The 23239-nt window shown below is 65.3% G+C and carries 16 protein-coding genes; 6 read left to right on the top strand and 10 right to left on the bottom strand.

Features of this window, described 5'->3' with window-relative positions; all coding sequences use genetic code 11:
• Position 1 precedes the first annotated feature (1 nt).
• Positions 2 to 2605: a TonB-dependent receptor gene (locus tag ACI3K3_RS01105; protein ID WP_404911526.1), complete on the bottom strand. Its 2604-nt coding sequence runs from the start codon at positions 2603 to 2605 to the stop codon at positions 2 to 4.
• Between the two features lie 240 nt (positions 2606 to 2845).
• Here ACI3K3_RS01105 and ACI3K3_RS01100 point away from each other — a divergent pair, with 240 nt between their 5' ends.
• The 3 genes from ACI3K3_RS01100 to ACI3K3_RS01090 are packed head-to-tail and all read left to right on the top strand — an operon-like array spanning position 2846 to position 7463.
• Complete coding sequence (locus tag ACI3K3_RS01100; protein WP_404911525.1) at positions 2846 to 3409, top strand: RNA polymerase sigma factor; 564 nt, start codon at positions 2846 to 2848, stop codon at positions 3407 to 3409.
• Positions 3406 to 4359, top strand: a complete 954-nt coding sequence (locus ACI3K3_RS01095; protein WP_404911524.1) for a FecR family protein — start codon at positions 3406 to 3408, stop codon at positions 4357 to 4359. The genes ACI3K3_RS01100 and ACI3K3_RS01095 overlap by 4 nt, the downstream gene beginning before the upstream one ends.
• 23 nt (positions 4360 to 4382) lie before the next feature.
• On the top strand, positions 4383 to 7463 hold the full coding sequence (locus tag ACI3K3_RS01090; RefSeq protein WP_404911523.1) for a TonB-dependent receptor domain-containing protein: 3081 nt from the start codon (positions 4383 to 4385) through the stop codon (positions 7461 to 7463).
• A gap of 62 nt (positions 7464 to 7525) precedes the next feature.
• Here the strand turns inward: ACI3K3_RS01090 and argH are convergent, their stop codons facing one another.
• Both argH and ACI3K3_RS01080 read right to left on the bottom strand, forming a co-directional pair.
• A complete protein-coding gene (argH, locus tag ACI3K3_RS01085) occupies positions 7526 to 9094 on the bottom strand; it encodes an argininosuccinate lyase (protein WP_404911522.1) in 1569 nt (522 codons plus the stop codon).
• 19 nt (positions 9095 to 9113) lie between these two features.
• Positions 9114 to 11636, bottom strand: a complete 2523-nt coding sequence (locus ACI3K3_RS01080; protein ID WP_404911521.1) for a TonB-dependent receptor plug domain-containing protein — start codon at positions 11634 to 11636, stop codon at positions 9114 to 9116.
• A gap of 249 nt (positions 11637 to 11885) precedes the next feature.
• Between ACI3K3_RS01080 and ACI3K3_RS01075 the strand changes: the two genes are divergently transcribed.
• The 3 genes from ACI3K3_RS01075 to ACI3K3_RS01065 all read left to right on the top strand — a co-directional run bounded on the left by ACI3K3_RS01075 (position 11886) and on the right by ACI3K3_RS01065 (position 14732).
• On the top strand, positions 11886 to 12074 hold the full coding sequence (locus tag ACI3K3_RS01075) for a hypothetical protein (RefSeq protein ID WP_404911520.1): 189 nt from the start codon (positions 11886 to 11888) through the stop codon (positions 12072 to 12074).
• Positions 12071 to 12268: a hypothetical protein gene (locus ACI3K3_RS01070; protein ID WP_404911519.1), complete on the top strand. Its 198-nt coding sequence runs from the start codon at positions 12071 to 12073 to the stop codon at positions 12266 to 12268. Before ACI3K3_RS01075 ends, ACI3K3_RS01070 begins: the two co-directional genes overlap by 4 nt.
• A 301-nt stretch (positions 12269 to 12569) precedes the next feature.
• Complete coding sequence (locus tag ACI3K3_RS01065) at positions 12570 to 14732, top strand: catalase (protein ID WP_404911518.1); 2163 nt, start codon at positions 12570 to 12572, stop codon at positions 14730 to 14732.
• A 106-nt stretch (positions 14733 to 14838) separates the two neighbouring features.
• Here ACI3K3_RS01065 and ACI3K3_RS01060 read toward each other — a convergent pair whose 3' ends face one another.
• The 7 genes from ACI3K3_RS01060 to ACI3K3_RS01030 all read right to left on the bottom strand — a co-directional run bounded on the left by ACI3K3_RS01060 (position 14839) and on the right by ACI3K3_RS01030 (position 23235).
• Positions 14839 to 16650 carry a hypothetical protein gene (locus tag ACI3K3_RS01060; RefSeq protein ID WP_404911517.1) on the bottom strand — a complete coding sequence of 604 codons (1812 nt, stop codon included), beginning with the start codon at positions 16648 to 16650 and terminating at the stop codon, positions 14839 to 14841.
• Positions 16650 to 17738, bottom strand: coding sequence for a chemotaxis response regulator protein-glutamate methylesterase (locus tag ACI3K3_RS01055; protein ID WP_404911516.1), 1089 nt, complete (start codon positions 17736 to 17738; stop codon positions 16650 to 16652). The genes ACI3K3_RS01060 and ACI3K3_RS01055 overlap by 1 nt, the downstream gene beginning before the upstream one ends.
• Before the next feature lie 4 nt (positions 17739 to 17742).
• Positions 17743 to 18555: a CheR family methyltransferase gene (locus ACI3K3_RS01050; protein ID WP_404911560.1), complete on the bottom strand. Its 813-nt coding sequence runs from the start codon at positions 18553 to 18555 to the stop codon at positions 17743 to 17745.
• Positions 18556 to 18686: 131 nt separating this feature from the next.
• The gene (locus ACI3K3_RS01045; RefSeq protein WP_404911515.1) at positions 18687 to 19160 is read right to left on the bottom strand and encodes a chemotaxis protein CheW; all 474 of its coding nucleotides are present in this window, start codon (positions 19158 to 19160) and stop codon (positions 18687 to 18689) included.
• On the bottom strand, positions 19157 to 20950 hold the full coding sequence (locus ACI3K3_RS01040; RefSeq protein ID WP_404911514.1) for a methyl-accepting chemotaxis protein: 1794 nt from the start codon (positions 20948 to 20950) through the stop codon (positions 19157 to 19159). Before ACI3K3_RS01040 ends, ACI3K3_RS01045 begins: the two co-directional genes overlap by 4 nt.
• A 66-nt stretch (positions 20951 to 21016) precedes the next feature.
• Positions 21017 to 22705: a methyl-accepting chemotaxis protein gene (locus ACI3K3_RS01035; RefSeq protein WP_404911513.1), complete on the bottom strand. Its 1689-nt coding sequence runs from the start codon at positions 22703 to 22705 to the stop codon at positions 21017 to 21019.
• 14 nt (positions 22706 to 22719) lie between these two features.
• Complete coding sequence (locus tag ACI3K3_RS01030) at positions 22720 to 23235, bottom strand: chemotaxis protein CheW (RefSeq protein WP_404911512.1); 516 nt, start codon at positions 23233 to 23235, stop codon at positions 22720 to 22722.
• Between the last annotated feature and the right edge of the window lie 4 nt (positions 23236 to 23239).

The following is a 23239-nucleotide window of genomic DNA, read 5'->3' as shown; positions in this document are numbered from 1 at the left end:
CTCAGTGCTTGAACACGATGTCGAGGAAGAACTTGCGGTCCTGGCTCAGCGTGTAGCGCTCGGAATAATAGCCGTGCATCATCGAGTAGTCGTCGCCCAGCAGGTTGTTCGCCTCCAGCTTGACGATCAGGTTCGGCGTCACCGGCAGCCGCAGCGACGCGTCCATCTGGCCTCGCGCCTTGAGCACGTAGTCGGCATAAGGCTGCGCGTTGACGGTATTGAGATTGCGGTCTGCCCAGCGGTAAGCGACGCGGATCTCGCCATCGTGGAAGATGCGATAGAACACGCTGCCGTTGATCACCCAGTCGGGCTGGAACAGCAGGTTGTCGCGCTCGATGGTGTCCTCGCCCGACTTATAGCTCATGTGCGCCCACATCCGCGCGACATTGAACGAAACGCCGAGCCGGTCCCGCAGCGGATCGGGAAGCCAGCCGATGCCGTTGTCGATGAACTGGAACTCAATGCCCTTGATCGAGGCGCTGGTGGCGTTGAGCGGCGTCGTCACGTCGTAGAGGACGCCGCCGCGCTCCTGCTGGGTGCGCAAGTCGAAGATCTCGTCGCTGATCTTCTTGTAGAAGCCGCTCACCGCGACGAGGCCGTTGCCCCCGTTGAAATACTGTTCCAGCGCGAGGTCGAAGTTGTTCGACTTGCGCGGCTTGAGGTCGGGGTTGCCCTTGGTGATCGTCAGGCTCTCGTTGTTGACGAGTTCGGCCTGCGCGATGTCGGAGAAGGCCGGGCGGCCCAGCGACTTGGAGTAGGCAGCGCGCAGCCGCAGCATGTCGCCAAGCTCCTGCGACACGCTGGCCGATGGCAGGACATAGCGGTAGCCGCCGTTGTAGACCTGCGTGGTGCCGTCGTAGACGCTTCCCACCCGCTGCGGAACGTCCGCGCGGTAGTCCACGTCCTCAAGGCGCAGGCCCGCGATCACGCGGGTCCGCTCGGTGGCGAACATGGCGCTGGCGTAACCCGCCAGGATCGTTTCGCGATAGCCGTAGTCACCCGCGTAGGATGCACTGAGGCTCGACGTCTCGTTGACGGTGAGCGAGGGTTTCACGGCCGCATTGAACTTCGCAAGGTCGATGTAGACGGACTGGTACGGGAAGCCGAACGAGGTCTGCTCGGGCACGAAGCCCAGGTCTCCGAGGCCGCCGGCGGGCTTGTTGTAGTTGATCGTCGTCTGGTCGCGCACCGCGTCTACGGTGCGTGCGTCGATGCCCGCCGCGAAGCCGAAGCCGAGCGTGTCGGCGCCGTAGTTGTGCTTCAGGTCGGCGCGGCCTTCCCAGGATTCGAAGTCCGCCCGGTTGGTGATGTCGGCCGCCGAATAGCCCGTGAAATTGGCGATGTTCGTCATGTCCGCCGGGTTTTCGAACACGAAAGTCGGGCGCGGGTTCGTCATGTCCACGGTGACGTAGTCAGCCTTCGGACTGTAGGAGTAGCCGACGCCGAGATCGGTGTTGCGGAAGGTGGAGAGGCCGTAGCCCCCACGCGCCTCCAGGACGGTCGCCGGGTCGATCTCCCACTTGCCCTTGAGGATGCCGCCGCGAAACTCGGTGTTGAAGCGGTCGTAGTTTACGAAAGGCCGGATTACGCCGATCTTCATGCGTGCGACGGTGGGGCTGAGATAAGTGGGGCTGGCGATCGAATCGACGCGGTAGTCGTTGAGCGTCTGGTCCTCGTCCTGCCGGTAGTCGAACACCGATGCCGACAGCGTCACGTTCGGCGCGGCGCGGTATTCGAGGCCGAGATAGCCACCGTAGAGCCTGCGGAACTTCGTGTAGTTCAGCGTACGAATGCGGTTGGGCATCGCCGCATTGCCGTCCCAGTCCGACAGATCCGCCGCAGCCGCCTTGCCGGCATCGTTGAGGTAGGTGCGGGCGTTGACGTTGGGCTTGGAGGCGGTCCAGCTCTCCTGCGTGTAGACCGCGCTGGCGACGACGCCGAACTGCCCTTCCGATCCGAAGCGCTTGACCCACAGGCCCTTGAGCGTGCCGCCGAACTTCGTATCGACGTAATCGCCCAGGCTGTTCCTGGCATAGACGTCGGTGGAGCTGGGCCGGTACTGGGCGCGGGAGCTGACGTACCACTGGTCGCGGCCTTCGAGCGCGCTGTAGGGCACGATGTTGGTCGCACCGCCGATCACGCCGCCGTCGATGTCGGGGGTGAAAGTCTTGAAGACCTGCGTGGTCTGCGCCACCTGCGTCGGGATCAGCGCCAGGTCCACGCGCCGGCTGCCCGCGCCGTCGTTGGCGGCGGAAAACATGCCGATGCCGTCGAACGAGACGAAATTGAGATCGGGCGAAATGCCGCGTATCGACAGGTATTTCGCGGTCTGCTCGCCATAGAGCGTCTGCATGTCGTTGACGCCCGGCAGGCGGATCAGCGCTTCGGCCACGGTCTCGTCGGCAAGATCCCCGGTGTCGTCCTGGCTGACGGAGTCCACGATGCCCAGCCCTTCGCGGCGCTGGGTGATCGCTTCCTTGTTGCGCAGGGCGCTGCCGGTAACGACGATGTCGCCCGAGGGTTCCTCGGCGGCGAATGCCGGCTGGCTGGTGGCGAGCGCAACGGCGCCCAGCGATGCGAAATTCAGGTAATGCGAAAACGACATGGTAAAATCGGCCCCCCTGCAACCAGCAGACAGCCCTGAGACGACGTTCCAAAAAGTTTCCGTCACCTGAAATTAAATTACACTTTGTGGTCGAATTTATTGCACTTTTGCGTAATCGGTGGACCGTGGCGCCGTCCACGGCGAGTGTAATCATCCCGTCACACAACCAAGCCTAGGGCGCGATGCGAGGTCGGCATGGGTCGACGGCGCTGATAAGAAAATCGGGATTCGGGCGCGGCCATGACGGCAGAACGCGACAATATTGCCAGATGGGTGGCGCGGGAAATCCTGCCTCACGAAGGAGCCGTGCGCGGCTGGCTGGCGCGTCGCTACGGCTCTTCGCTTGACGTCGACGATGTGGTGCAGGAAGCGTACTGCCGGCTGGCCGCACTCGCCTCGACCGACCACATCGACAACGGCCGCGCCTATTTTTTCACCACTGTGCGCTCGATCGCGATGGACATTTTTCGCCGGGCCAAAGTCGCGGGTGAGAAATCCTTGACGGAAAACGAGCTGTGCGGCGTCGAGGATGATTATCCCCGCGCCGATCGCGCGGCGGAAGCCAGGCAGGAGTTGTTGCGCATCGACGGATTTCTATCGACGGTATCGCTTACATGCCGCCGCGTCATCGAATTGCGCCGCCTGCATGGGCTGTCGCAGAAGGAGACCGCGCAGCATCTGGGCATCAGCGAACATAGCGTGGAAAACCACGTCACGCGCGGCATCCGCCGGGTGATGAAGATGCTCGCGGATGCGGAAGGCGACGTCACCGATCGCGACACCAGGGGAGGTTCGAGCACGTGACCGATCCCGAGGCGCGCGAACGCATCGACGGCGAGGCAGCGGCATGGGCCGCGCGCCATGCTCTCGCCGAACTGACCGAAGCCGAGCAGGCCGAACTGGATGCCTGGCTGGCGCAGGACCGCCGCCACGCCGGTGCCTACCTGCGCGCGCAGGCGTCCTACTACGCGATGGAAGAAGCCGCGCTCGCGAGCCCGGTGCCGACCCCCAGCAACGATGACGAGCCGGGCGAGCGGACCATTCAAGCCGAAGAGCCAGCCAGGGCACCTAATCAAATGCCGCGCCGCGCGGTGGCCATCGGGCTGGCCGTGGCGGCCAGCCTCGCCGCGCTGGTATTCTCCCTCCCGGTGCTGCGGGCCCCTTCGGCATCTTCGGCACACGTCACGCAGCTGGCGGACGGTTCCTCGGTCGATCTGGGCAAGGGGGGCGTGATCCGTTCGGCCATCGACGGCCGTTCGCGGCGCATCACGCTCGATCGCGGCGAGGCGACCTTCCACGTCGCCAAGGACCGCTCGCGCCCCTTCATCGTCCAGTCGGGCAAAGTCTATGCCGAGGCGACCGGCACCGTCTATTCGGTGCGCCGGGTAGGCGACAACGGCGGCGCGGTGCGCGTCACCGAGGGTACCGTCCGGGTGTGGAGCGAAGGTGCGCGCGACAAGGCGGTGATGCTCCACGCCGGCCATGCCCTGACGCTCGATCCCGAGTCCGTGCGCAAGGCTGCTGCCTCGGCGCAGAGTTTCTGGTTCGAAGACACCTCGATTGCCGAGGCTGCCGCGCGCTTCAACGCTGCGAACGCCACGCGGATCGTGGTCGCCGATCCGGCGATCGGCAGGATGACGATCATGGGCCGCTTCAAGCCTGACCGCCCCGCCGAATTCGCCAAGGCCGCAGCCGCCCTCGCCGGAGCCCAGGTGGTCGAGCGCGAAGGGATGCTCGTCATCCAGAAGAAATGAGCCGGGCATAGGGCGGCCACGCGATGCTTTCCCGCGCTCGTCTGATCTTGGTGCCGCTGGTGGCGGGCATCGCCTGCGCCGCGCCCGCCGAGGCGCGCGAGCGCGGCTTCGATGTCCCTCCCGGCCCGGCCGCCGATGCGATCCGCGTGTTTTCGCGCCAGGCGGACATCCAGGTGCTGGTCGGCGGAGAGGCGGTGAAGGGCCGCCGCACATCGGGGCTGCGCGGACGGTTGCCGGTGCGCGCGGCGCTCGAAAGGCTGCTCGCGGGATCCGGCTTGCGGGTCCAGTCGTTCGACGGCAGCGTTGCGGTTCTGGTGGCCCAACCCATGCCGCTGGTGCCGCCGCCCATCGTCGAAGCGGCGGAGCCGATCGTCGTCACCGGATCGCGTATTCCCCAGGATTCCGCCAGGACCGCCATGCCGCTGCGCGTGATCGACATGGAAGTGGGGCTGCGCGCGGGCCGCACGACCGCCTACGACGTGCTGACGCGCGAGCCCGCCGTTGCCGTGGGGATCGGGCTGGGCAATGCCTTCGGTCAGGGCTGGGACGCCGGTGTCTCCTCGGTATCGCTGCGCGGCCTCGGCACGGCCCGCAGCCTGACCCTTATCGACGGAATGCGCCGCGTGTCGGGATCGGCGCGATCCTCGGCCGTCGACATCACGATGATCCCGGCCGCCATGATCGAACGCATGGAGATCATCACCGGAGGCGCCACCGCGATCTACGGCGCGGACGCCGTGACCGGCGCGATCAACATCTTGACGAAGAAGCGGCTCGAAGGCCTCAACCTTTCCGCGACGCAGGGCATTTCCCAGGAAGGCGATGCTTCCGAAACCAGCCTCTCGCTGTCCACCGGGACCACCTTCGCCCATCGCCGCGGGTCACTGGCGCTAGGGATGACCTATTCGCGTATCGCTCCGCTCGATTATGCGCAGCGTTATCCCACATACATCCGCAGCATCGCCAACCCCGCCAACACCGGCGCCAACGACGGCATTCCCGACCAGATCACCATTCCCGATTTCCGGCAGATCTACTTTTCATATCAGCCCAGCTTCTACTTCGCAGGACAGTCCTGGATCGTCGATGGCGGAACCCCACGTCCGGCGCATTATGACGAGACGTATTATCCCGGCCATTTCAGTTACGGGAACGGCGGTGACGGCCGGAACCTGCGCGATACCGACCAGCTGCGCGGTGGGCTGGACTCGCTGGCCGCGCTCGGCCGCCTCGACTACGAACTGACCGACAGCATCACGTACCGCGCCTATGCCGATTTCGGCGCCTCGAACTATCGCGGCACCGCCGGCTTCCCCCGTCACCGCGACGACAGCCGCACCATGTGGTTCAACGGCGCCGGTGGCTCGGTGGCGTATCTCGACAATCCTTTCTTGCCGCCCGCCTTGCGTGATTTCATGGTCGCCAACGGGTTGAGCCGGCTCGACATCGAGCGCACTTATGGAAATTTCCCGGTGATGCGCGAATATCACCGCCGCCGCAGCCTCACCGTCGGACAGCAGTTGGAAGGCCCTTTGGGAGACAGCTTCCACTGGCAGGTCTCGCAGCAATATGGCCGCACGGTCGACAACGTGCGCACCACGGATATTCCCTATGTATCGCACTGGCTCGCCGCGCGTGACGTCATCACCGATCCGCAGACCGGGCTGCCGGCGTGCCGGGATCCGGTGGCCCGTGAGCAGGGCTGTGAGCCGCTCGACATATTCAGCCTTGCCCCGCCCTCTGCCGCGCTGTCCGACTACGTTCTCGGCATGCGCAGGGAGCGCCGGGTCAATACCCAGTCGATCTGGGGGCTCGACATCGATGGCGCGCCCCTGCAGCTTCCGCAAGGCCCGCTCATGGCCGTGCTGGGCCTGGAGCATCGCCGCGAGACCCTGCACACCCGCGACGACCCGCTTGCCGCATCCGAATATGCCTATGGCGGATCGGGCTATACCGTGCACCCGAACCTCGACGCCGCATTCAGCGTCTGGGAACTCTTCGCCGAGGCCAAGGCGCCCGTCCTGCGCGACCTCCCGCTCGCCCGCAGCGTCGATCTCGAGGCAGCGTACCGCCTTTCGCGGTACAGTTCGGTCGGCGCCACCGGCACCTGGAAGCTGGGCGGTACCTGGACCCCGATACGGGGCCTGATGCTGCGTGCGATGCGTTCACGCAGCGTGCGCGTGCCCAACTTCGGCGAACTCTACGAAGTCCCGATCTCGCGGCAGAGCGGCTCGATCACCGACCCGTGCGAGGCGGCGGACTATTTCCAGAGCGCCACCCGTTCGGCGAACTGCAAGGCGCTGGGCATCCTCGTGCCGCTGGGAGACTTCAAGGTCGGCCCGGTCATCACGACCCGGGGCAACCCCGATCTTCGGCCCGAGACGTCCAACAGCCTGACGCTGGGCGCCGTAGTTAGCCCCGCGACGCTGCCCGGGTTCGAACTCACGTTGGACTATTGGAACATCGACATTCGCGATGCCATCACCCAGTTCAGCTATACCACGATCCTGAACCTGTGCGTCGACCTGCCGACGATCGACAACATCTTCTGCGACGCCATAGCCCGAAGCTCCGTCGATGGCCGTGTGAATTCGGTATCGACAAGCCAGGTCAACGCCCAGCGCCTGACGGCGCGCGGCATCGACTTCGGTATGCGCTATCACGGCAGGCTGGGCGCCGGAAAGATCGGCATCGAGGCGAACGGCACCTACCTGCTGCAGCAACTGGTGGAAAGCACGCCGGGGGTGACCACCGGGAACGTTCGCTATGCGGGAGATTCGGAGCATCCTCGCATCCAGGCCACCGCGAGGGTCGTCTGGGAAATCGGCCGGCTCATCGCGCAGACGGACCTGCGCTTCCTTGGCGCCAGCCGGTACGAAATCAATGCGGAATCCGGCGAGGTCTTCGACCGCTACGCGATTTCCGCCCATGCCTACGCGGATGTCTCGATCTCATACCGCCTGGACGACGGCCTAACTGCATCGCTCGGCGTGCGCAATCTGACCGGCATCGATCCGCCGCAGATCTACCCCGTCTACAAGGACACGACGATCTACGACCAAGTGGGCCGATACTTTTTCATGACCATCTCTTTCCGGCATTGATGTGGCCCAAACGCTTCATTTGCGACCTTTGTTGGCAAGGACGATACCGGCCCCCGAGGGCTTCACCGGGACAGAATTTCGTTCACGCTCCGATCGAGAGCCGTGCTGGCCGTCACGACGCTCTTCTCGCGTTTGCCTAGCCTCGTCCTTTCTTCGTCCAATTGCTTGCGCGTGTCGGCGATCATCCTTGCCACGGAACTTGGGGCAGGCCCGCCGATGCCGTCGCGGCGTGATACGTTCTTTGCAGGATCGAGCGCATCGCGCACGGCGGCAGCCGACAGGTTCAACCGGTGGCCGAGCTGCGCCTGTGCCGCCGTTTCGATCATCTCGACGGTGATCTGATCTGCCGTTTTCGCCTGATCGATCGCGGCATTGACCACGCGCGCGATGACTTCGTGCGCTTCGCGGAAATCGATACCGCTTTCCCGCACTAGCGCGTCGGCAAGATCGGTCATGGTGGAGAAGTTCTGCGCGGCATAGCGCAGCATCTGCGGTTTGTTCGGTTGCAGCGTACGGACCACGCCGGTCATGGCATGTGTCGCGGCGATCATCGCGTCCAGCGAGCGCGGCTCCAGCGGCACGCGCGCGACACTGTGCTGATATTCGATCGAATTGAGAGAGGTCAGGATCGAGACGAGCTGGCCAACGGAATTGGACGCGATGGCGCGTGATCGTTCTATCGAATCCGGGTTCTTCTTCTGCGGCATGATACTGCTGGTGCCCGCGAAAGCAGGATCGAGTTCGGCGGATCGATATTCGTCGCTGGTCCAGAGCTGGATTTCCGAACCGAGGCGGCTCAGGCCGCTCAGATAGATCGCGTTGTCCGAAGCGAACTCGGCGATGTGGTCCCAGCCCGCCGTGCCTTCTATCGTATCGACGACAAGTCCATCGAAGCCCAGCAGCGCAGCCGTCCTCTCGCGGTCCAGGGGCCAACCAGTGCCGGCCGATGCCGCCGCGCCCAGCGGGTTCTGGTTCATCCGTACGTAGAGCTGCTCGTAGCGATCGATGCTCTTTCCGAGGCTCTCCGAGATCGCCATCAGATAATGGCCGAGCGTGATCGGCTGTGCTTCCTTGCGGTGGGTATAGACCACCATGACCGTGTCGAGATTGTCCGCCGCCTTGTTCACCACCGCCGTGCGGAGGCCGATCAGAGCCTCGATCGTGCGGTTGATCTGATCCCGGTAGAACATCCGGTTGACGGTGTTGGCGAGGTCGTTGCGGCTGCGGCCGGTGTGCATCCGTCCGGCCACCGGCCCGATCGCCTTGATGAGCGCCGCCTCATAAGGAAGATAGGTGCGCAAGGGAGGATCGCTCGCAGCCTTCGCATCGACCTGATCAAGGCCGCGCAGGATGGCAGCAGCCTGGGCATGCGTGACGATGCCTTGCTCGGCCAGCATGACCACATGAGCGCGATGCACCCGGCTTTCGTAAGGGAACGTCGCATCGGCCAATGTTTTCGCTGCGGCGTCGAAGTCGTAAAGCTCCTGGAATTCGGGAGCCTTCGGCACGGCACTCCTGCCGATCCGGGATGCATCGGCAGTCTGAGCCTGAGCGTCCGTGGCGGGGACCACGCCAGTCAGCAGCAGGCCGAGCGCGAGTGTCGGCAGGCGCCGGGAAGAAGTACGGGTCATGATGGTCTCCGATGCCTGTTCAGAAGCTGAGGCCGGCGCGCACGAAGACAGTGCGACCGTTGAAGCCGAACGGGGAGATGGCGTTGTAGGGCTGCGTTCCGGCATTATCGGCGCCGTTGGTTCCCGCCGCGACACTGGCGGCGGTGGAAGCAATGTTCTCGTCCGGATAGACATCGAACAGGTTCTGGGCGCCGGCGCTCAGGCGGAGCGCTGTGGTCGCCTGCCAGGACAGTTCCAGGTCGGTCAGCACTTTCGCGCCGAAATGCTGGATGATGTCGGAGTTGGCGCTGCCGGCGACAGGTACCAGCGTGGTATCGTAGCCGGGCGTCAACACGGCGATCTGCGCAGGCGTCCGGTTCGTCAAGGCAACCGTCGAAACCTCACCGTACCGCGTGTTCGTAACCGAGACGCTGAACGGCCCGCGCGTGTAGTTCAGATCGAGCGTCACCTTGTTGCGCGGAAGACTGTCCGAGAACCGCAACTGCTGCGTGAGATCGAACAGGGGCGTGGTGATGCCGAGCGCCGCGATCGGAGCGGGCGTTCCTGCGATGCGGTCGAACGTCGTCTTGTTGTAATTGCCTGCCAGCGTCAGGCCCAGGCGGCTGCCGTCTCCGAAGCGGTGCCGGTAATTGAGGACCAGATCGACGCCCTTGGTATCCGTATCGACGGCATTCGTCAGGAATGAAATTGCCGCGAAGCCGGACTGTCCATTGGCGGCCAGATAGTTGGTCAGACGGCTGTCCTGGAAGGTCGAGGAGATCGCAATGCGGTCCTTCACCTTGATATTGTAGGCATCGAGCGTGAGCGTCAGTCCGCCGGTCTGGTACACGGTCCCGATGGAGATATTCTTCGATGTTTCCGGTTTCAGGTCGGTCGCCCCGGCAAGCCGCGCCGCTGCGGTGTCGACCGCCGCAACCCGCACGATCGCCTGCGCGCCATTGAGGATCAATGTATTCGAGGCGTTGTATCCCGATTGCGCGAGCGCCGGTGCCCGGAAGCCGGTATTGTACGAACCGCGCAAAGCCCAGTCCCCGATCAGACCAAGGCGGCCCGCGACCTTGAAATTGGTGGTCGTGCCGAAATCCGAGTAATTCTCATGGCGGATCGCGCCGGAGACGAGCAGGCGGTCAAAGAAGGTCTTCTCCGCCTCGCCATAGATCGCATAACTGTGCCGACCGAGCGACGCGCGGTCGTCCGGGCCGTTGCTGGGTCCGGGCTGGGCGCCGGGAATTGCCGGTTTGCCGGCATTCGGACCGTCGAGGATCGGTACCCCGCCATCGACATAGCCGGCCGGATCGCCGGAGAAGAGCCGGTAGGTTTCCTCTCGATATTCCAGTCCGAAGGCGATCTTCAGCGGGTCGGCATCGCCCAGCGGAATCTCTCGCGTAAGGTCGAGGTTGCTGGTCCACTGATAGAAGTCCGCACCGCTGCGATAGAAGCGGGTCGGCGAATTGGCGCCTAGCGAGACGTTGACGCTGTTCTTGTAGGTCAGATCCTGCGAATTGACGCCGTAGGCGCTCGACAGGTCCCAGCCGAAGCCGGCCAGATCGTCGCCGCGCAGGCCGATGGCGGTCGAAAAATTCTCGACCCGCGATTTCAGACCGGGGCTGTAGCCGTCCGGATAGAGCGTTCGTAAGGTTTCGTCCTGTCCGGCGCGCCGGAAGAAATAGGTGATGTCGCCATCGATGCGATTGTATCCGCCGAACGAGTAGAATTCCGCCCCGCCGGGGATGGGCGCCACGAAGTTGTAGAAGATCTGCTTGTTCGTATTGGGCTGGTCGCCCTGGAAGAAGACATTGCGGTCGAAGCCCGCCTCGCGCGGATCGAGTGCGCCGTTCGGCGCCGTCAGGCCTGTACCCGAGCCGTAATAGCTGGATGGCATGACCAGGGCGCCCGCCGCGTTCGTGCCGAAATACTGTTGGCGTGTATCGGCGCGCGCGCGGTTGCTCGCGCCGTGATCCTGATAGGCCGCTGTCAGCCGCAGCACGCCGTCATCGCCGATGCGCAGCCCGCTCGACACGCTGACTTCGTAAGTCTCGCCGTCGCCCTTGGTGGTCTGGAGGTAGGTCGCCTGCGCGCGGGTTCCGACCGAACGGTCGAGGATCATGTTGATGACGCCGGAAATCGCGTCCGAACCGTACTGGGCGGCAGCACCGTCCCGCAGCACTTCCACCCGCGACAGCGCAAGCGAGGGAATGGCATTGAAGTCGACCGAAACGTCGCCGCGGCCGATGCCGTTGCTGGCGTTGAGATCCGCCGAAGTGTGGCGGCGCTTGCCGTTGACCAGCACCAGAACCTCGCCGGGGCCAAGGCCGCGTAGCGAAGGTGGCTGAAGATAGTCGCCCACGCCCGAAGCGATCGGCCGGGGCGTGTTGAAGCTGGGAACCTGGACCTTGAGCATCTGGATCACGTCCACGCGGCCGCTCTGTTCCATTGCCTCCCGCGAAACCGAGTCCACCGGGGTTGCCGACTGGGTGACCGTGCGGCCGCCAAAGCGACTGCCGGTCACAACGATATCCTTGCTTTCGCTGGGATCAGACACGTCGAGATCGACGGACAAACTCTCTTGAGCGAAGCCAGGCACCGCCAGACAGCCGGACGCAAGAACGCCGGACACGAACAAACCACTGAAACGCAAAACAACCCCCGATGTGACAATGTATCATCGCCTTAGCGGCGCATCGTCGCAGCTGTCAATGATACGTTATATCATCTTCAATCAAAGAAGCCGCAGTGCGGGAACGAGCCGGCTTGCGGCGCGCTTAACTTTCGCCACCTGATGGAGAGTATCATGTCCGACACCGATGCTACCGGAGCCCGGCGCGGCGCGCTGGGAGACGCCCGTCCCGATGCAGTCGACCCGCACCACCAGACGGAAGGGCCGCAGAAGCCGGAGAAAATCGGGGATCGTCCTTCGGTGGGAACCGTCAAGCCGGAAGACTACCCCGAAGACCAGCGCGCCCGGAACACGGGACAATGATGCGGGAAGGGGACAAGCCCAGTTCGCGTCGCCTCGGGCGCGCCGGAATAATGGTGGTCGCGATCCTGCTCGCCGTCATTGTCCTGGTCTTCGCGGGACGCAACCTCTGGCACGCCGAAGAACTCGAGCAGGAACAGCAAACGGGCGTAAAGGAGCATGACGGCGCCCAACGCACGACCGAGAAGGCCGAATAGCAGTTAGCTTCCCCGCGACTTCTTTGCGGGGAAGACGCTGGATCCTGTCCCAGCCCCCTTGCCTTCCGGCGACGAACGCGTCGCGCGGATAGAGGGCCATCTGGATATGCTCGCGACGCAACACCTGCCGCGCAAACATGAAGCGAATGAGGCCCAGCGCCCAATTCCCCCGACCGCGCGACGAGGAGAGAGCCAGGCGGGGAACGGGTCCTGCCGCTGCGAATTTGACTAGCAGAGTGAAGGCCCGTCGCCCCCTGCCCGCCTATTCTTGCCCGTTTATCGATTGTCAGGAGATTTCCCGATGCCCGACCCCAAGGAAACCCGCCCCGAGGATCGCAGCCCGGCTGCTAGCAATTTTCTCGACGAAATCAGCCCCGGCTTCGGCCAGACGAACGTCAAGGCGCGTGCCGGCCACGGCGGCGAACTTCACCAGGATCTCGCAGGCGAGGCGACCGATGCCAGCGCATTTCTGACCGACAATTTCGGCCACCGCATCGCCGACAACCAGAACAGCCTGAAAGCAGGCGAACGCGGCCCGACCTTGCTCGAAGACTTCATCCTGCGCGAGAAAATCTTCCACTTCGACCATGAGCGCATTCCCGAACGCATCGTCCATGCCCGCGGATCGGGCGCGCACGGCGTCTTCGAATGCACCAAGGCGATACCCGAACTGACCAAGGCGGCGATCTTTCAGGAGGCTGGCAAGACCTGCCCGGCTTTCGTCCGTTTCTCGACCGTGGCAGGCGGTGCGGGCTCCGTCGACACCCCCCGCGACGTGCGGGGCTTTGCCGTCAAGTTCTATACCGAGGCCGGGAACTGGGACCTGGTGGGCAACAACATTCCGGTCTTCTTCATCCAGGACGCCATCAAGTTTCCGGACCTTGTCCATTCGGTCAAGATGGAGGCGGATCGAGGCTATCCGCAGGCGGCTTCCGCCCACGATACCTTCTGGGATTTCGTATCGCTGATGCCCGAAACGCTCCACATGGTGATGTGGGCCATGTCCGACCGCGCGATCCCCCGCTCCTTGCGCATGATGGAAGGTTTCGGCGTCCACACGTTCCGTTTCGTCAACGAGGCGGGCGAAGGCAGGTTCGTCAAGTTCCACTGGCGCCCCGTACTGGGCATGGAATCGCTGGTCTGGGACGAGGCGGTGAAGATCGCCGGTGCGGATCCGGACTTTCACCGGCGCGATCTGTTCGAAGCGATCGCAGCCGGCGACTTCCCCGCCTGGGATCTGGCCGTGCAGGTCTTCGACGAAGCCTGGGCAGACAAGCAGCCCTACGACGTGCTCGATGCGACCAAGCTGATCCCCGAAGAGGAAATCCCGCTCGACATCGTCGGACGCCTGACGCTCGACCGCAATGTCGACAATTTCTTCGCGGAAACCGAGCAGGTCGCCTTCCTGCCCAGCAATGTGATCCCAGGGATCGATTTCAGCAACGACCCGCTGCTGCAAGGCCGCCTGTTCTCATATCTCGACACGCAGAAGTCGCGCCTGGGCACCACGAACTTCCACCAGATCCCGATCAACGCTCCGAAATGTCCATTCCACAACTTCCAGCGCGACGGGATGATGCAAACGCTGATACCCACCGGCCGTGCGAACTACGAGCCGAACAGCCTTCCCGATGCGGGCGAAAGCGGCGGCCCGCGCGCCTGCCCGGAAACCGGCTTCACCACATTCCCGGACAATGCGGAGCGCAACGATCCCGGCGAAAAGCTGCGGATCCGGCCGGAACTCTTCGCCGATCACTACAGCCAGGCCGCGCTGTTCTATCATTCGCAGACAGACAACGAGCAGGCGCACATCGCCTCTGCCATAGTCTTCGAACTGTCGAAGGTGGCGCTGGCCCATGTGCGCGAGCGGGTCGTCTCGCGCCTGCGCAATGTCGATGAGACGCTGGCAAAGCGCGTGGCGGAAGGGCTGGCGATAGACTTGCCCGAAAAGGCAAAAGCCGCGCGTGCGCCGGTCGAGATGGCGCCATCCGATGCCCTGTCTATCCAGAAGAAGGCCGCCGATACGCTGGCGGGTCGCAAGGTCGGCATCCTGTTTGCGGAAGGATCGGACAAGGCCGCGATCGACACTCTGCGCAAGCAGATCGAGAAGGCTGGCGGCACCGCCTTCCTGGTCGCACCCAAGGTCGGCGGCATTGTGGTAAAGGGCGGCACGCTGGAGGCGGATGGCCAGCTGGCAGGATCGCCGTCAGTCCTGTTCGATGCGGTGGCGTCCATCCTGATGCCCGAGGCGGCAGCGAAGCTGGCTACGCAGGGAGCGGCGGTCCAGTGGTTCATGGACGCATTCGGCCATTGCAAGACGATCGCCCACTGCCCCGGCACGCAAGTGATCCTCGACAAGGCCGGCGTGGAAAAGGACGATGGCGTGATCCCCGTGGAGGACTTCATCAAGGTCGGTACCAAGCGGCACTGGGCCCGCGAACCCAAAGTGCGCGACCTGGCCTAACGGGACGCGAGGGAGCGATCTCGTAACCGGGCAGGTCTTGTGACTGAAGCCGGAGGACCTTTCCCGCGAACGGGCGGTGTCGACACCCCGCCCAACCGCGTCTTGCTTAAAACAGACCGTCGTCGAAATCGTCGTCATCGAGGTCGAACGGGTCGGCACTCGGCGCGGCTTCGGCGCCGGGCTGGAAGGCCCGGTGCACCTCGCGTTCGCGGGCCATGGTGTAGCGCGCCGCGATCGATCCCAGCAAGGTGCCAAAGGCCGCTTCGCCCGCCTCGGGGATTTCCGCTGCCTCGCGGCCGAGCCCCGAGAGCCTTTCGGCGATCGCCATGAGGGGGCCGCCCACGTCTTCCTCGCAGTCGATCGCGCCGGTGGTTTCCTCCAGGATCGCCGTGACCGAGACGGCGCCCTCGTCGAGTGCCGAGAGGCCGGAGCGCATGCGATCGCCGCCGTCCCGGATGCAGTCGAGCGATACCGTCAGGGCTGCCCCCACATCCTCGGGAGCGCCGTCCTCGGAGCCGCGGATGACGGCAGCGGCAGCGGTCAGTCCGTCGAATGACTGGGCGATTCCGGAGGCGATCGTCGCCAGTGTGGCGGCGAAACCGCGAATTTCGGACGCCACCACGGCCAGTCCGCGCCCTTCCGCACCCATGCGATAGCAGCGAAGGTCCGTGTTCCAGGCCATCTGCTGCACGTCGCTGGTAATGCGGTGGACCGTCGCCAGACGCTGCGCCAGGTTCTCGGCCGTCTTCGAGGCATGGCCGCTCAGACGGTTCGAACGGGCATCGGCCTCTCGCAGCCGCTCGGTCACGCTCGCCACGTCTGCCACGCTGCGCTCCAGCCGGTGGAGGAACACGCCGTCTCCGCTTCCTTCTTCGGAATCACCCCCTTCGCGCAGTTCGAGCAGGCTGGCGGCGCTCGGGCCGATGCCGCGCAGGCTGCTGGCGAGAAGGCGGGATTCGCGCTGGAAGGTCTCCAGCGTATCCACCGCCTGCGCCGAGATCAGGGCCACGGCGTGGTCCGCGATCAGGGCTGCGACATCCGCCGGAAGCTCGCCGGGGGCGGCGATGAAGGCATCGATATCGATCAGCCCGTCGGCCAGATGCTCCAGCCGCTGCCGGGTGCTGTCACCCACCTGGAGCGCGCCCAGCGCGGTGCCGACCTGCGCGCGAATATGGCGGGCCACTTCCGCGATCCGCAAGGCGCGCTCGGCAAGATCGATCTGATGCCGTTGCAAGGCCACGGCATCGTCGGACAGCTTGCGCGGGATATGCGGGATCACCAGCGCGCATTCCCCGGCCAGCTGGCGTTCCACCTCGAACATCGCGGGCACGGCTTCGGCCAGCCAGGCGATCTCTCGCGAGAGGCCTTCCATTTCGGTTTCGCCCAGGTCCAGCTTGACGAACATGCTATCGGCAAAGCCGGAAAAGTCGCCCGAGCCAGCCGCCGCCACCTTGATGTTGAGGCCGCATATCCGCAGGAAGCTCAGCGTGCGGTTGACCTGGTCGATCTGGTGCGAAAGCGCGGTTCCGGCCCGCTCGATCGAAACAAGCGCCTCCTTGCGCGCGGCCTGGATCGCCGGCAACTGCATCAGCCGATCGGCGGTGCCGCGCATATTACCCACGGCGGCATCGGCGGCGTCGCGCTCGAAGGCATTGGTCACGCTTTCAAGCGCGCCGACCAGCCCCTCGACGATGTCATAGGCCCGCGCCAGTGCCGTGCCCGCCGCCACGAAGCGCGCGTCGAGCCCTCCGGCGATGCCGGCGATGGCCTCGCTCATTTCCGCCAGCGAAGGTCCGGTATCGAGGGACATTGAAAACGAGGGCGCAGCCGGGACGGATGGGGCCAGAACGGGTTCGGGGAAAGTGGCGATATCGGTCATCTGCAATCTCTGTTCCTGGCCGTATTCTTGCATCGTCATCAGCGGTTGGTCGCCGCCAGCAGTTCGCGGGCGATGGCGCCGAGCGGGATCACCCGATCCGCCGCGCCGCGCGCGATGGCCTCCTTGGGCATGCCGAAGACGATCGAACTCGCCTCGTCCTGCGCGAACGTGCGGGCGCCGGCCTGCTTCATCTCCAGCAGGCCCCTTGCGCCATCGTCACCCATGCCGGTCATGATGACGCCCACCGCGTTCGAGCCCGCCGCGCGCGCGGCGGAGCGGAACAGCACGTCCACCGAAGGACGATGCCGCGAGACCAGCGGACCGTCCTTGACCGCGACGTGATAGCGCGCGCCCTGCCGCTCCAGCATCAGGTGCTTGCCGCCCGGCGCGATCAGCACATGGCCGCGCAGCACCGGATCGCCGTCCACCGCTTCCTTCACGTCCACTTCGCAGAGGCCGTTCAGCCGCTTGGCGAAAGCGCGGGTGAAGTTCTCCGGCATGTGCTGGACCACGACGACGCCCGGCGCATTGGCGGGGAGCGCCTCCAGCACTTCGCGCAGCGCCTCGGTGCCCCCGGTGGAGGCGCCCAGGCAGACCACCATCTCGGTGGTGCGGCTCATGGCCCGGCCGCTCGGCGGCGGCAGCACGGCATCGGCGGTCAGCTTCCTCTGCGGGCCTTCCGGCTTTGCCTCGCGCACTGAGGGCCGTCCGCGCACCCGCGCGCGGGAAGCCCCTTTCACCACGTCGCGAATCTGGAGGTTGTGCTCGGCGAGATGGTCGGCAACGCCGATGCGCGGCTTCAGGATCACGTCCACAGCGCCCGCTTCCATCGCCTGGAGCAGCGTTTCGGAGCCCTCTTCCGTCAGCGACGAACACATGACCACCGGCACCGGGCACTGCGACATCAGCTTTCGCAGGAACGTGATGCCGTCCATGCGCGGCATTTCCACGTCCAGCGTGATGACGTCGGGCACTTCCTCCTGGATGCGGCGGGCGGCGCTGAACGGATCGGGCGCGGCGCCGATCACCTCGATCTCCGGATCTTCCTGAAGGATCGTGGTCATCGCCTGGCGGACACTGGCGGAATCGTCGATGACGAGGACGCGGATCTTCCTGTTCGCGAGCATCGCCTCAGCCCTTCCGGAACACGGTATTGGCCACCTGGGTCAGCGGCAGGTCGTGCCCGGTGATCGATTCCGAGTGGCCGAGGAACAGGTGGCCGCCCGGCTTCAGGCAATCGACCAGGCGGGAGACGACCTGCTTCTGGGTCGGCTTGTCGAAATAGATCAGGACGTTGCGACAGAACACCAGATGCATCGGCTCGCCCACCGGGTAGCGATCGTCCATCAGGTTGAGCCGTGCAAAGCCGATCGCGCTGCGCAGCGCGGGCACCATGCGCACGTCGCGCCGCGCCGGATCGCGCGGGAACATCACATATTTGCGCTGCAGGGCATCCGGCACCGGATCGACGAGTTCCGCCGGATAGATGCCGGCACGCGCGGCTTCGAGCACGTCGGTATCGAGGTCGGTGGCCAGAATGCCATAGTCCGGTCCGCCCTGAGTATCGGCATGATCGTCCAGCACCATAGCCAGGGTGTAGGGTTCCGGCCCGGTCGAGCAGGCAGCGCTCCAAGCGCGGATCGTGCGCACGCCGCGCGCGGTCATTTCCGGCAGGATGACCTTGCTCAGGTAGTCGAAATGGCCGGGCTCGCGGAAGAAGTCGGTCTTGTTGGTAGTGACCGCATTGATCAGCGAGAGCCCTTCCTCCGCCAGGTTTTCAGCGGCGAAGATGTAATCGCAGTAGTCGTCGAGCGTGCGCGCGCCGCTCGCCCGCTGGCGGCGGCGCAGGCGGCCTTCGAGCATGGTCTTCTTGCTCTCGGGCATCTTGATACCGGAATAGTCGTAGATGTAGGCCGCCAGCCGCGCGAAATTGCGCTTGCTCATCGGGTCGCTGCCCGGGTGTGCCGCTGCGGGGGCACTGGACGAATTGCGACTGGCCAAGGCTGTCGTTTGCGCGGTTGCGGTCATCTGCGCGGCTCCGGAAATTCGAATTGAGGGTCAGGCAGCGAAGGACGTCAGGCAGCAAAGGACAGGCGCGAGGCTTCCTCGGCCGAGAAGATGCGCGGCATGTCCACCAGCACGGTGAAGCCCTCCTCGCGCTTCACCACGCCGCCGATATATTCGGACGGCCAGCGCACGCCGACGTCCGGCGCGCCGCCCATCTGGTCCGCCCGGAAGCTGGTGACCTCGATCACACGGTCCACCACCAGCCCCAGCACCAGCACGCGGTCCTCCAGCGGGATGTCGACCACCAGGATGCGCGTCGCCGGGGTCGGCTCCGCCTGCGGCAGGCCCAGCCGCAGGCGGAAGTCGATCGTGGTCACGCCTTCACCGCGCATGTCGGTGAGGCCGAGCAGGTAGTCCGGCCCGCCCGGAATGCGGAAGGTTTCGCGGTAGTCCAGGATCTCGCGGACCAGTGTCACCGGCACCGCGAAGATCTCCGCTCCCAGGCCGAAGGTAACGGCCTGGATCTCCTGGACGTCGCTCATGCCGCGTGCATCCCGAAGGCGTCGTCGCGGGCGTCCGGGCCGCCCATGGCGAGGTCGAGCGCGAAGCCGTTGGTGCGGGCCTGGCCATCGGCCGCCGCAGGGCGCTTCGCGGGCGCCTTCACGGCCGTCTTGATTGGCGTTGCCTTACGTGCGCTGGCGGCGGCACGGGGGGCCTTGCCGGCATCGTCGACACGGAAGTAGGCGATCGAGGCCTGGAGTTCCTCGGCCTGGGCCGCCAGCTCTTCCGACGTTGCGGAAATCTCTTCCGAAGCCCCGGCGTTCTGCTGGGTAACCTGGTCGAGCTGCTGGATCGCCTGGTTGATCTGGCCCGCGCCGATGTCCTGTTCGCGGCAGGCGGCACTGATTTCCGAGATCAGTTCAGCGGTGCGGCGAATATCGGGCACCAGCTTGGAGAGCATCTCGCCCGCCTCGGTGGCGGCATCGACCGTATTGGACGAAACCGCGCCGATTTCGGCGGCAGCGCCCTGGCTGCGTTCGGCAAGCTTGCGCACTTCCGAAGCGACGACGGCGAAGCCGCGGCCATGTTCACCCGCGCGCGCCGCCTCGACAGCCGCGTTGAGGGCGAGCAGGTCGGTCTGGCGGGCGATTTCCTGCACGATGCCGATCTTCTCGGCGATGGTGCGCATAGCGCCTACCGCACGGTCGACGGCAATGCCGCTGGCTTCCGCGTCCTGGGCCGACTGGCGCGCGATCTTCTCGGTCTGGGCGGCGTTCTCGGCGTTCTGCTTGATGTTGGCCGACATCTCTTCCATCGAGGCCGAGGCCTGTTCGGCAGCGGCGGCCTGCTCGGTCGCGCCCTGCGAGACCTGTTCGGAGGTCGAGGAAAGTTCCTGGCTGCCGCTTGCGACGTTGTTGGCGGCCACGGTGGCATCGCCCACCACGCCGCGCAGGCGCTCGATCATGCGGACGAGAGCATGGCCCAGCTTGTCCTGTTCCGACAGGGGCTTATGGCTGACCGTCAGGTCGCCGTCCGCGATCTTGTCGGCCAGGGCGGCGCTGACGCGCAAGTTGGCGGTCATCTTGTTGACGGTGTCGACAAGGTCCTTGATCTCGTCGTTCGAGGTCACTTCCACGTCGTTGTCGAGGTCGCCGATGGCCACCGCGTTGATTGCGTTGCCGACCCGGCCGAGACCGCGCGAGACGATCAGCGAAATCCACACCGCACCGACCAGCGCGCCGATGAAGGCGACGGCGGCGACCGTCAGCAGCGTCACGCGCGCCGAGCCGTAGAGCGCGTCGGTTTCCTTATCGACCTGCTCCATGTCCTGACGGGCGCGGACCACGAGATCCTCGGTCTGCTTCGTCACGCGGTCCAGCGAGTCGCGGGCATTGCCCAACGCCAGCGCTGCCGCCTCCTCGTTCTGACCGGCCCGTGCCAGCGCCCTGATGCGCGCGTCCAGCGGCTTGAAGGTCTCGTACGAAGAGCGCATCTCGCTCCAGGTCTGCTTGGTTTCGGCTGCGGCATTCGCCTCGCCCTCATCCAGCAGACGGTCGAATTCGGCCATTGAACGAGTGGCCTTGTCGTCGAATTCCTTCACCAGTTCCGGATCGTTCGTCATCGTCATGTTGCGCTCGTTGCGCGCCAGCGTTCCGAACACGACCTGGACCTGCTGCGCCCGGTCGAGACGGGCGGCCGGGCCGTCGATGAGATCGGTGATCGCGGTGTTGAGCGTGCCGAGGCGCGTCAGGCTGACGCCGACGACCACTGCAAGCAGGATCAGGATGATGGCGAAAGTCACGCCCAGTTTCATCTTTATGGTAGCGCGCATGGCAATGGGAATCCTGGAAGGCGGATTGGGGGGAAAGTCGGTAATGAGAAGTCGGTGTGAGGGGCGTCAGGCCGCGTGGGTGCTGAACGCGTCGTCCTCGCTGTCGGGACCGCCGGTCGAGAGATCGAGCGCGAAACCGCGAACGCGGGCCTGCTGCTCGGCCACCGATAGCGCACGCGGCTTGCGGACCGCCGCCGGGGCGGCCTTGCGTGCCACCTGTGCCGGCTTGCGCACCGGCGCGGGCGCCATGGAACGGCGGCTGCCGCCATCGGAGGTGCGGAAGTAGGCGATCGAGGCCTGAAGCTCCTCCGCCTGCGCGGCGAGTTCTTCCGAGGTCGTCGAGATCTGCTCGGAGGCTCCGGCGTTCTGCTGGGTCACCTGGTCTAGCTGCTGGATGGCCTCGTTGATCTGGGCCGCGCCGATATCCTGTTCGCGGCAGGCCACGCTTATCTCCGAGACAAGTTCCGCAGTGCGGCGGATGTCGGGCACCAGTTTGGAAAGCATCTCGCCCGCTTCGGCTGCCGCCTGCACGGTCTCGGTGGAGACCGCGCCGATCTCGGCGGCGGCATGCTGGCTGCGTTCGGCCAGCTTGCGCACTTCCGAGGCGACCACCGCGAAGCCGCGGCCATGTTCCCCGGCGCGGGCCGCCTCGACGGCGGCGTTAAGGGCGAGCAGGTCGGTCTGGCGGGCGATTTCCTGGACGATGCCGATCTTCTCGGCAATCGTGCGCATCGCCCCGACTGCGCGCTCCACGGCGACGCCGCTGGATTCCGCGTCCTTCGACGACTGGCGCGCGATCTTCTCGGTCTGCGCCGCGTTGTCGGCGTTCTGCTTGATGTTGGCGGCCATCTCTTCCATCGAGGCCGAGGCCTGTTCGGCAGCGGCGGCCTGCTCGGTCGCGCCCTGCGACACCTGCTCGGAATTGGCCGAGAGTTCCTGGCTGCCCGCCGAGACGTTCTCGGCCGCCACGGTCGCATCGCCGACCACGCCGCGCAGGCGCTCGATCATGGTGTTCACGTTGCCGAGCAGATCACCGATCTCGTCGTTGGAGGTAACCTCGGCGGTGCGGGTCAGGTCGCCTTCGGCCACCTGGCGCGTGGCATCTCCGGCTGCCTTCAGCCCGCGCGAGATCAGCAGCGCGAGATAGGCGGCGGCGATCAGGGTGATCACCACGGCGGCAAGACCCATGCCGATCATCAGCGAACGCGCCGAACCGTAAGTCGCTTCGGTATCCTCGTCGGCCTTGCTCATCATGCGCTGCTGGGCCTGGACCAGGCTTTCGACGGTCTTGGTCACGGCCTGGGCGCGATCGCGGGATTCGCCCATTGTCAGGGTGGCGGCAGCAGCCTTGTCATGGGCGCTGAGTTCGCTCACCTGCTGGTTCACCGGCTTGAACGCATTCCACTGCTCGCGCAGCTGCGCCCAGCTTGCCCGCGTGCCTTCCGAGGCGACCGCATTGGCCTGCTCGACTTCCTGCTCCACCCGGTCGCGCCAAGTGGTGATGCGCGTTTCCAGTTCGCGCCGTTCCACCGGGTCGCTCGCGAGGACCAGGTTCTTTTCGGAACGAACCATCATGCTGACGCCGCTATCGATCGCGCGGGCGCGGTCGAGCTGCTTGGCTGGGCCGGCAACGAGATCGCCCACGGCGTCATTGAGCGTGGCGAGGCGGGAAACGCCGACCACGATGACGGAGGCCATGATGATCAGCAGGAGCCCGAAAGTCCCCCAGAGCTTCAGCTTGATAGTTGCGCGCATTTCGGTTCCCCGGCTCAATGTACTGTGGATGGCTGGGCCACGGCGGGATCGTTCCCCCCGGCCAGCGACCGAAAGATTGCGGCAAGGTCGGGCAGGACGACGACGCCGTCCTGCCGGCGCACCAGCTCGCGAACGAAATCGCGGCGCCAGCGCATGCCGACGGCGGGCGGCTCCTCGCTGGCGGCGCGTTGCAGCGTGGCCACTTCGTGGACCTTGTCGGTGCGAATGCCGATCTGGAACGTCTCGCCTTCCGCTTCGGTCTCGATCACCACGATGCGGCTGTCGACCGTGGCTTCGGCGGCGGGCATGGCGAATGCCAGGCGAAGGTCGGCGATCGGGATGATCTTGCCGCGAAAGTTGACGACGCTGCCCAGCAGCGGCGCCGCGCCGGGCACGCGGGTTTCGGGGAGCAGGTCCAGTATCTCGCGGACCAGCGTGGCCTCCAGCGCGAAAGTCTCGGCGCCGAGGTTGAAGGTCAGGACTTCGAGATTGCCGGCGGCATCCCACTGCGTGGCTGTCTGTTCGGGCATAGAG

This window comes from Novosphingobium sp. ZW T3_23 (genome assembly GCF_044987305.1).
Classification (GTDB): Bacteria; Pseudomonadota; Alphaproteobacteria; order Sphingomonadales; family Sphingomonadaceae; genus Novosphingobium.
The sequence above is the reverse complement of the archived record's forward strand: the minus strand, read 5'-3'. Positions and strand labels throughout refer to the sequence as shown.

Bases quoted from the DNA above. Each gene is read 5' to 3' on its own strand.
- ACI3K3_RS01105 (WP_404911526.1), bottom strand. From the start codon at position 2,605: ATGTCGTTTTCGCATTACCTGAATTTCGCATCGCTGGGCGCCGTTGCG.
- argH (WP_404911522.1), bottom strand. From the start codon at position 9,094: ATGACCCGTACTTCTTCCCGGCGCCTGCCGACACTCGCGCTCGGCCTG.
- ACI3K3_RS01090 (WP_404911523.1), top strand. From the start codon at position 4,383: ATGCTTTCCCGCGCTCGTCTGATCTTGGTGCCGCTGGTGGCGGGCATC.
- ACI3K3_RS01045 (WP_404911515.1), bottom strand. From the start codon at position 19,160: ATGAGCGACGTCCAGGAGATCCAGGCCGTTACCTTCGGCCTGGGAGCG.
- ACI3K3_RS01065 (WP_404911518.1), top strand. From the start codon at position 12,570: ATGCCCGACCCCAAGGAAACCCGCCCCGAGGATCGCAGCCCGGCTGCT.
- ACI3K3_RS01070 (WP_404911519.1), top strand. From the start codon at position 12,071: ATGATGCGGGAAGGGGACAAGCCCAGTTCGCGTCGCCTCGGGCGCGCC.
- ACI3K3_RS01055 (WP_404911516.1), bottom strand. From the start codon at position 17,738: ATGCTCGCGAACAGGAAGATCCGCGTCCTCGTCATCGACGATTCCGCC.
- ACI3K3_RS01060 (WP_404911517.1), bottom strand. From the start codon at position 16,650: ATGACGATGCAAGAATACGGCCAGGAACAGAGATTGCAGATGACCGAT.
- ACI3K3_RS01100 (WP_404911525.1), top strand. From the start codon at position 2,846: ATGACGGCAGAACGCGACAATATTGCCAGATGGGTGGCGCGGGAAATC.
- ACI3K3_RS01035 (WP_404911513.1), bottom strand. From the start codon at position 22,705: ATGCGCGCAACTATCAAGCTGAAGCTCTGGGGGACTTTCGGGCTCCTG.
- ACI3K3_RS01040 (WP_404911514.1), bottom strand. From the start codon at position 20,950: ATGCGCGCTACCATAAAGATGAAACTGGGCGTGACTTTCGCCATCATC.
- ACI3K3_RS01050 (WP_404911560.1), bottom strand. From the start codon at position 18,555: ATGAGCAAGCGCAATTTCGCGCGGCTGGCGGCCTACATCTACGACTAT.
- ACI3K3_RS01075 (WP_404911520.1), top strand. From the start codon at position 11,886: ATGTCCGACACCGATGCTACCGGAGCCCGGCGCGGCGCGCTGGGAGAC.
- ACI3K3_RS01030 (WP_404911512.1), bottom strand. From the start codon at position 23,235: ATGCCCGAACAGACAGCCACGCAGTGGGATGCCGCCGGCAATCTCGAA.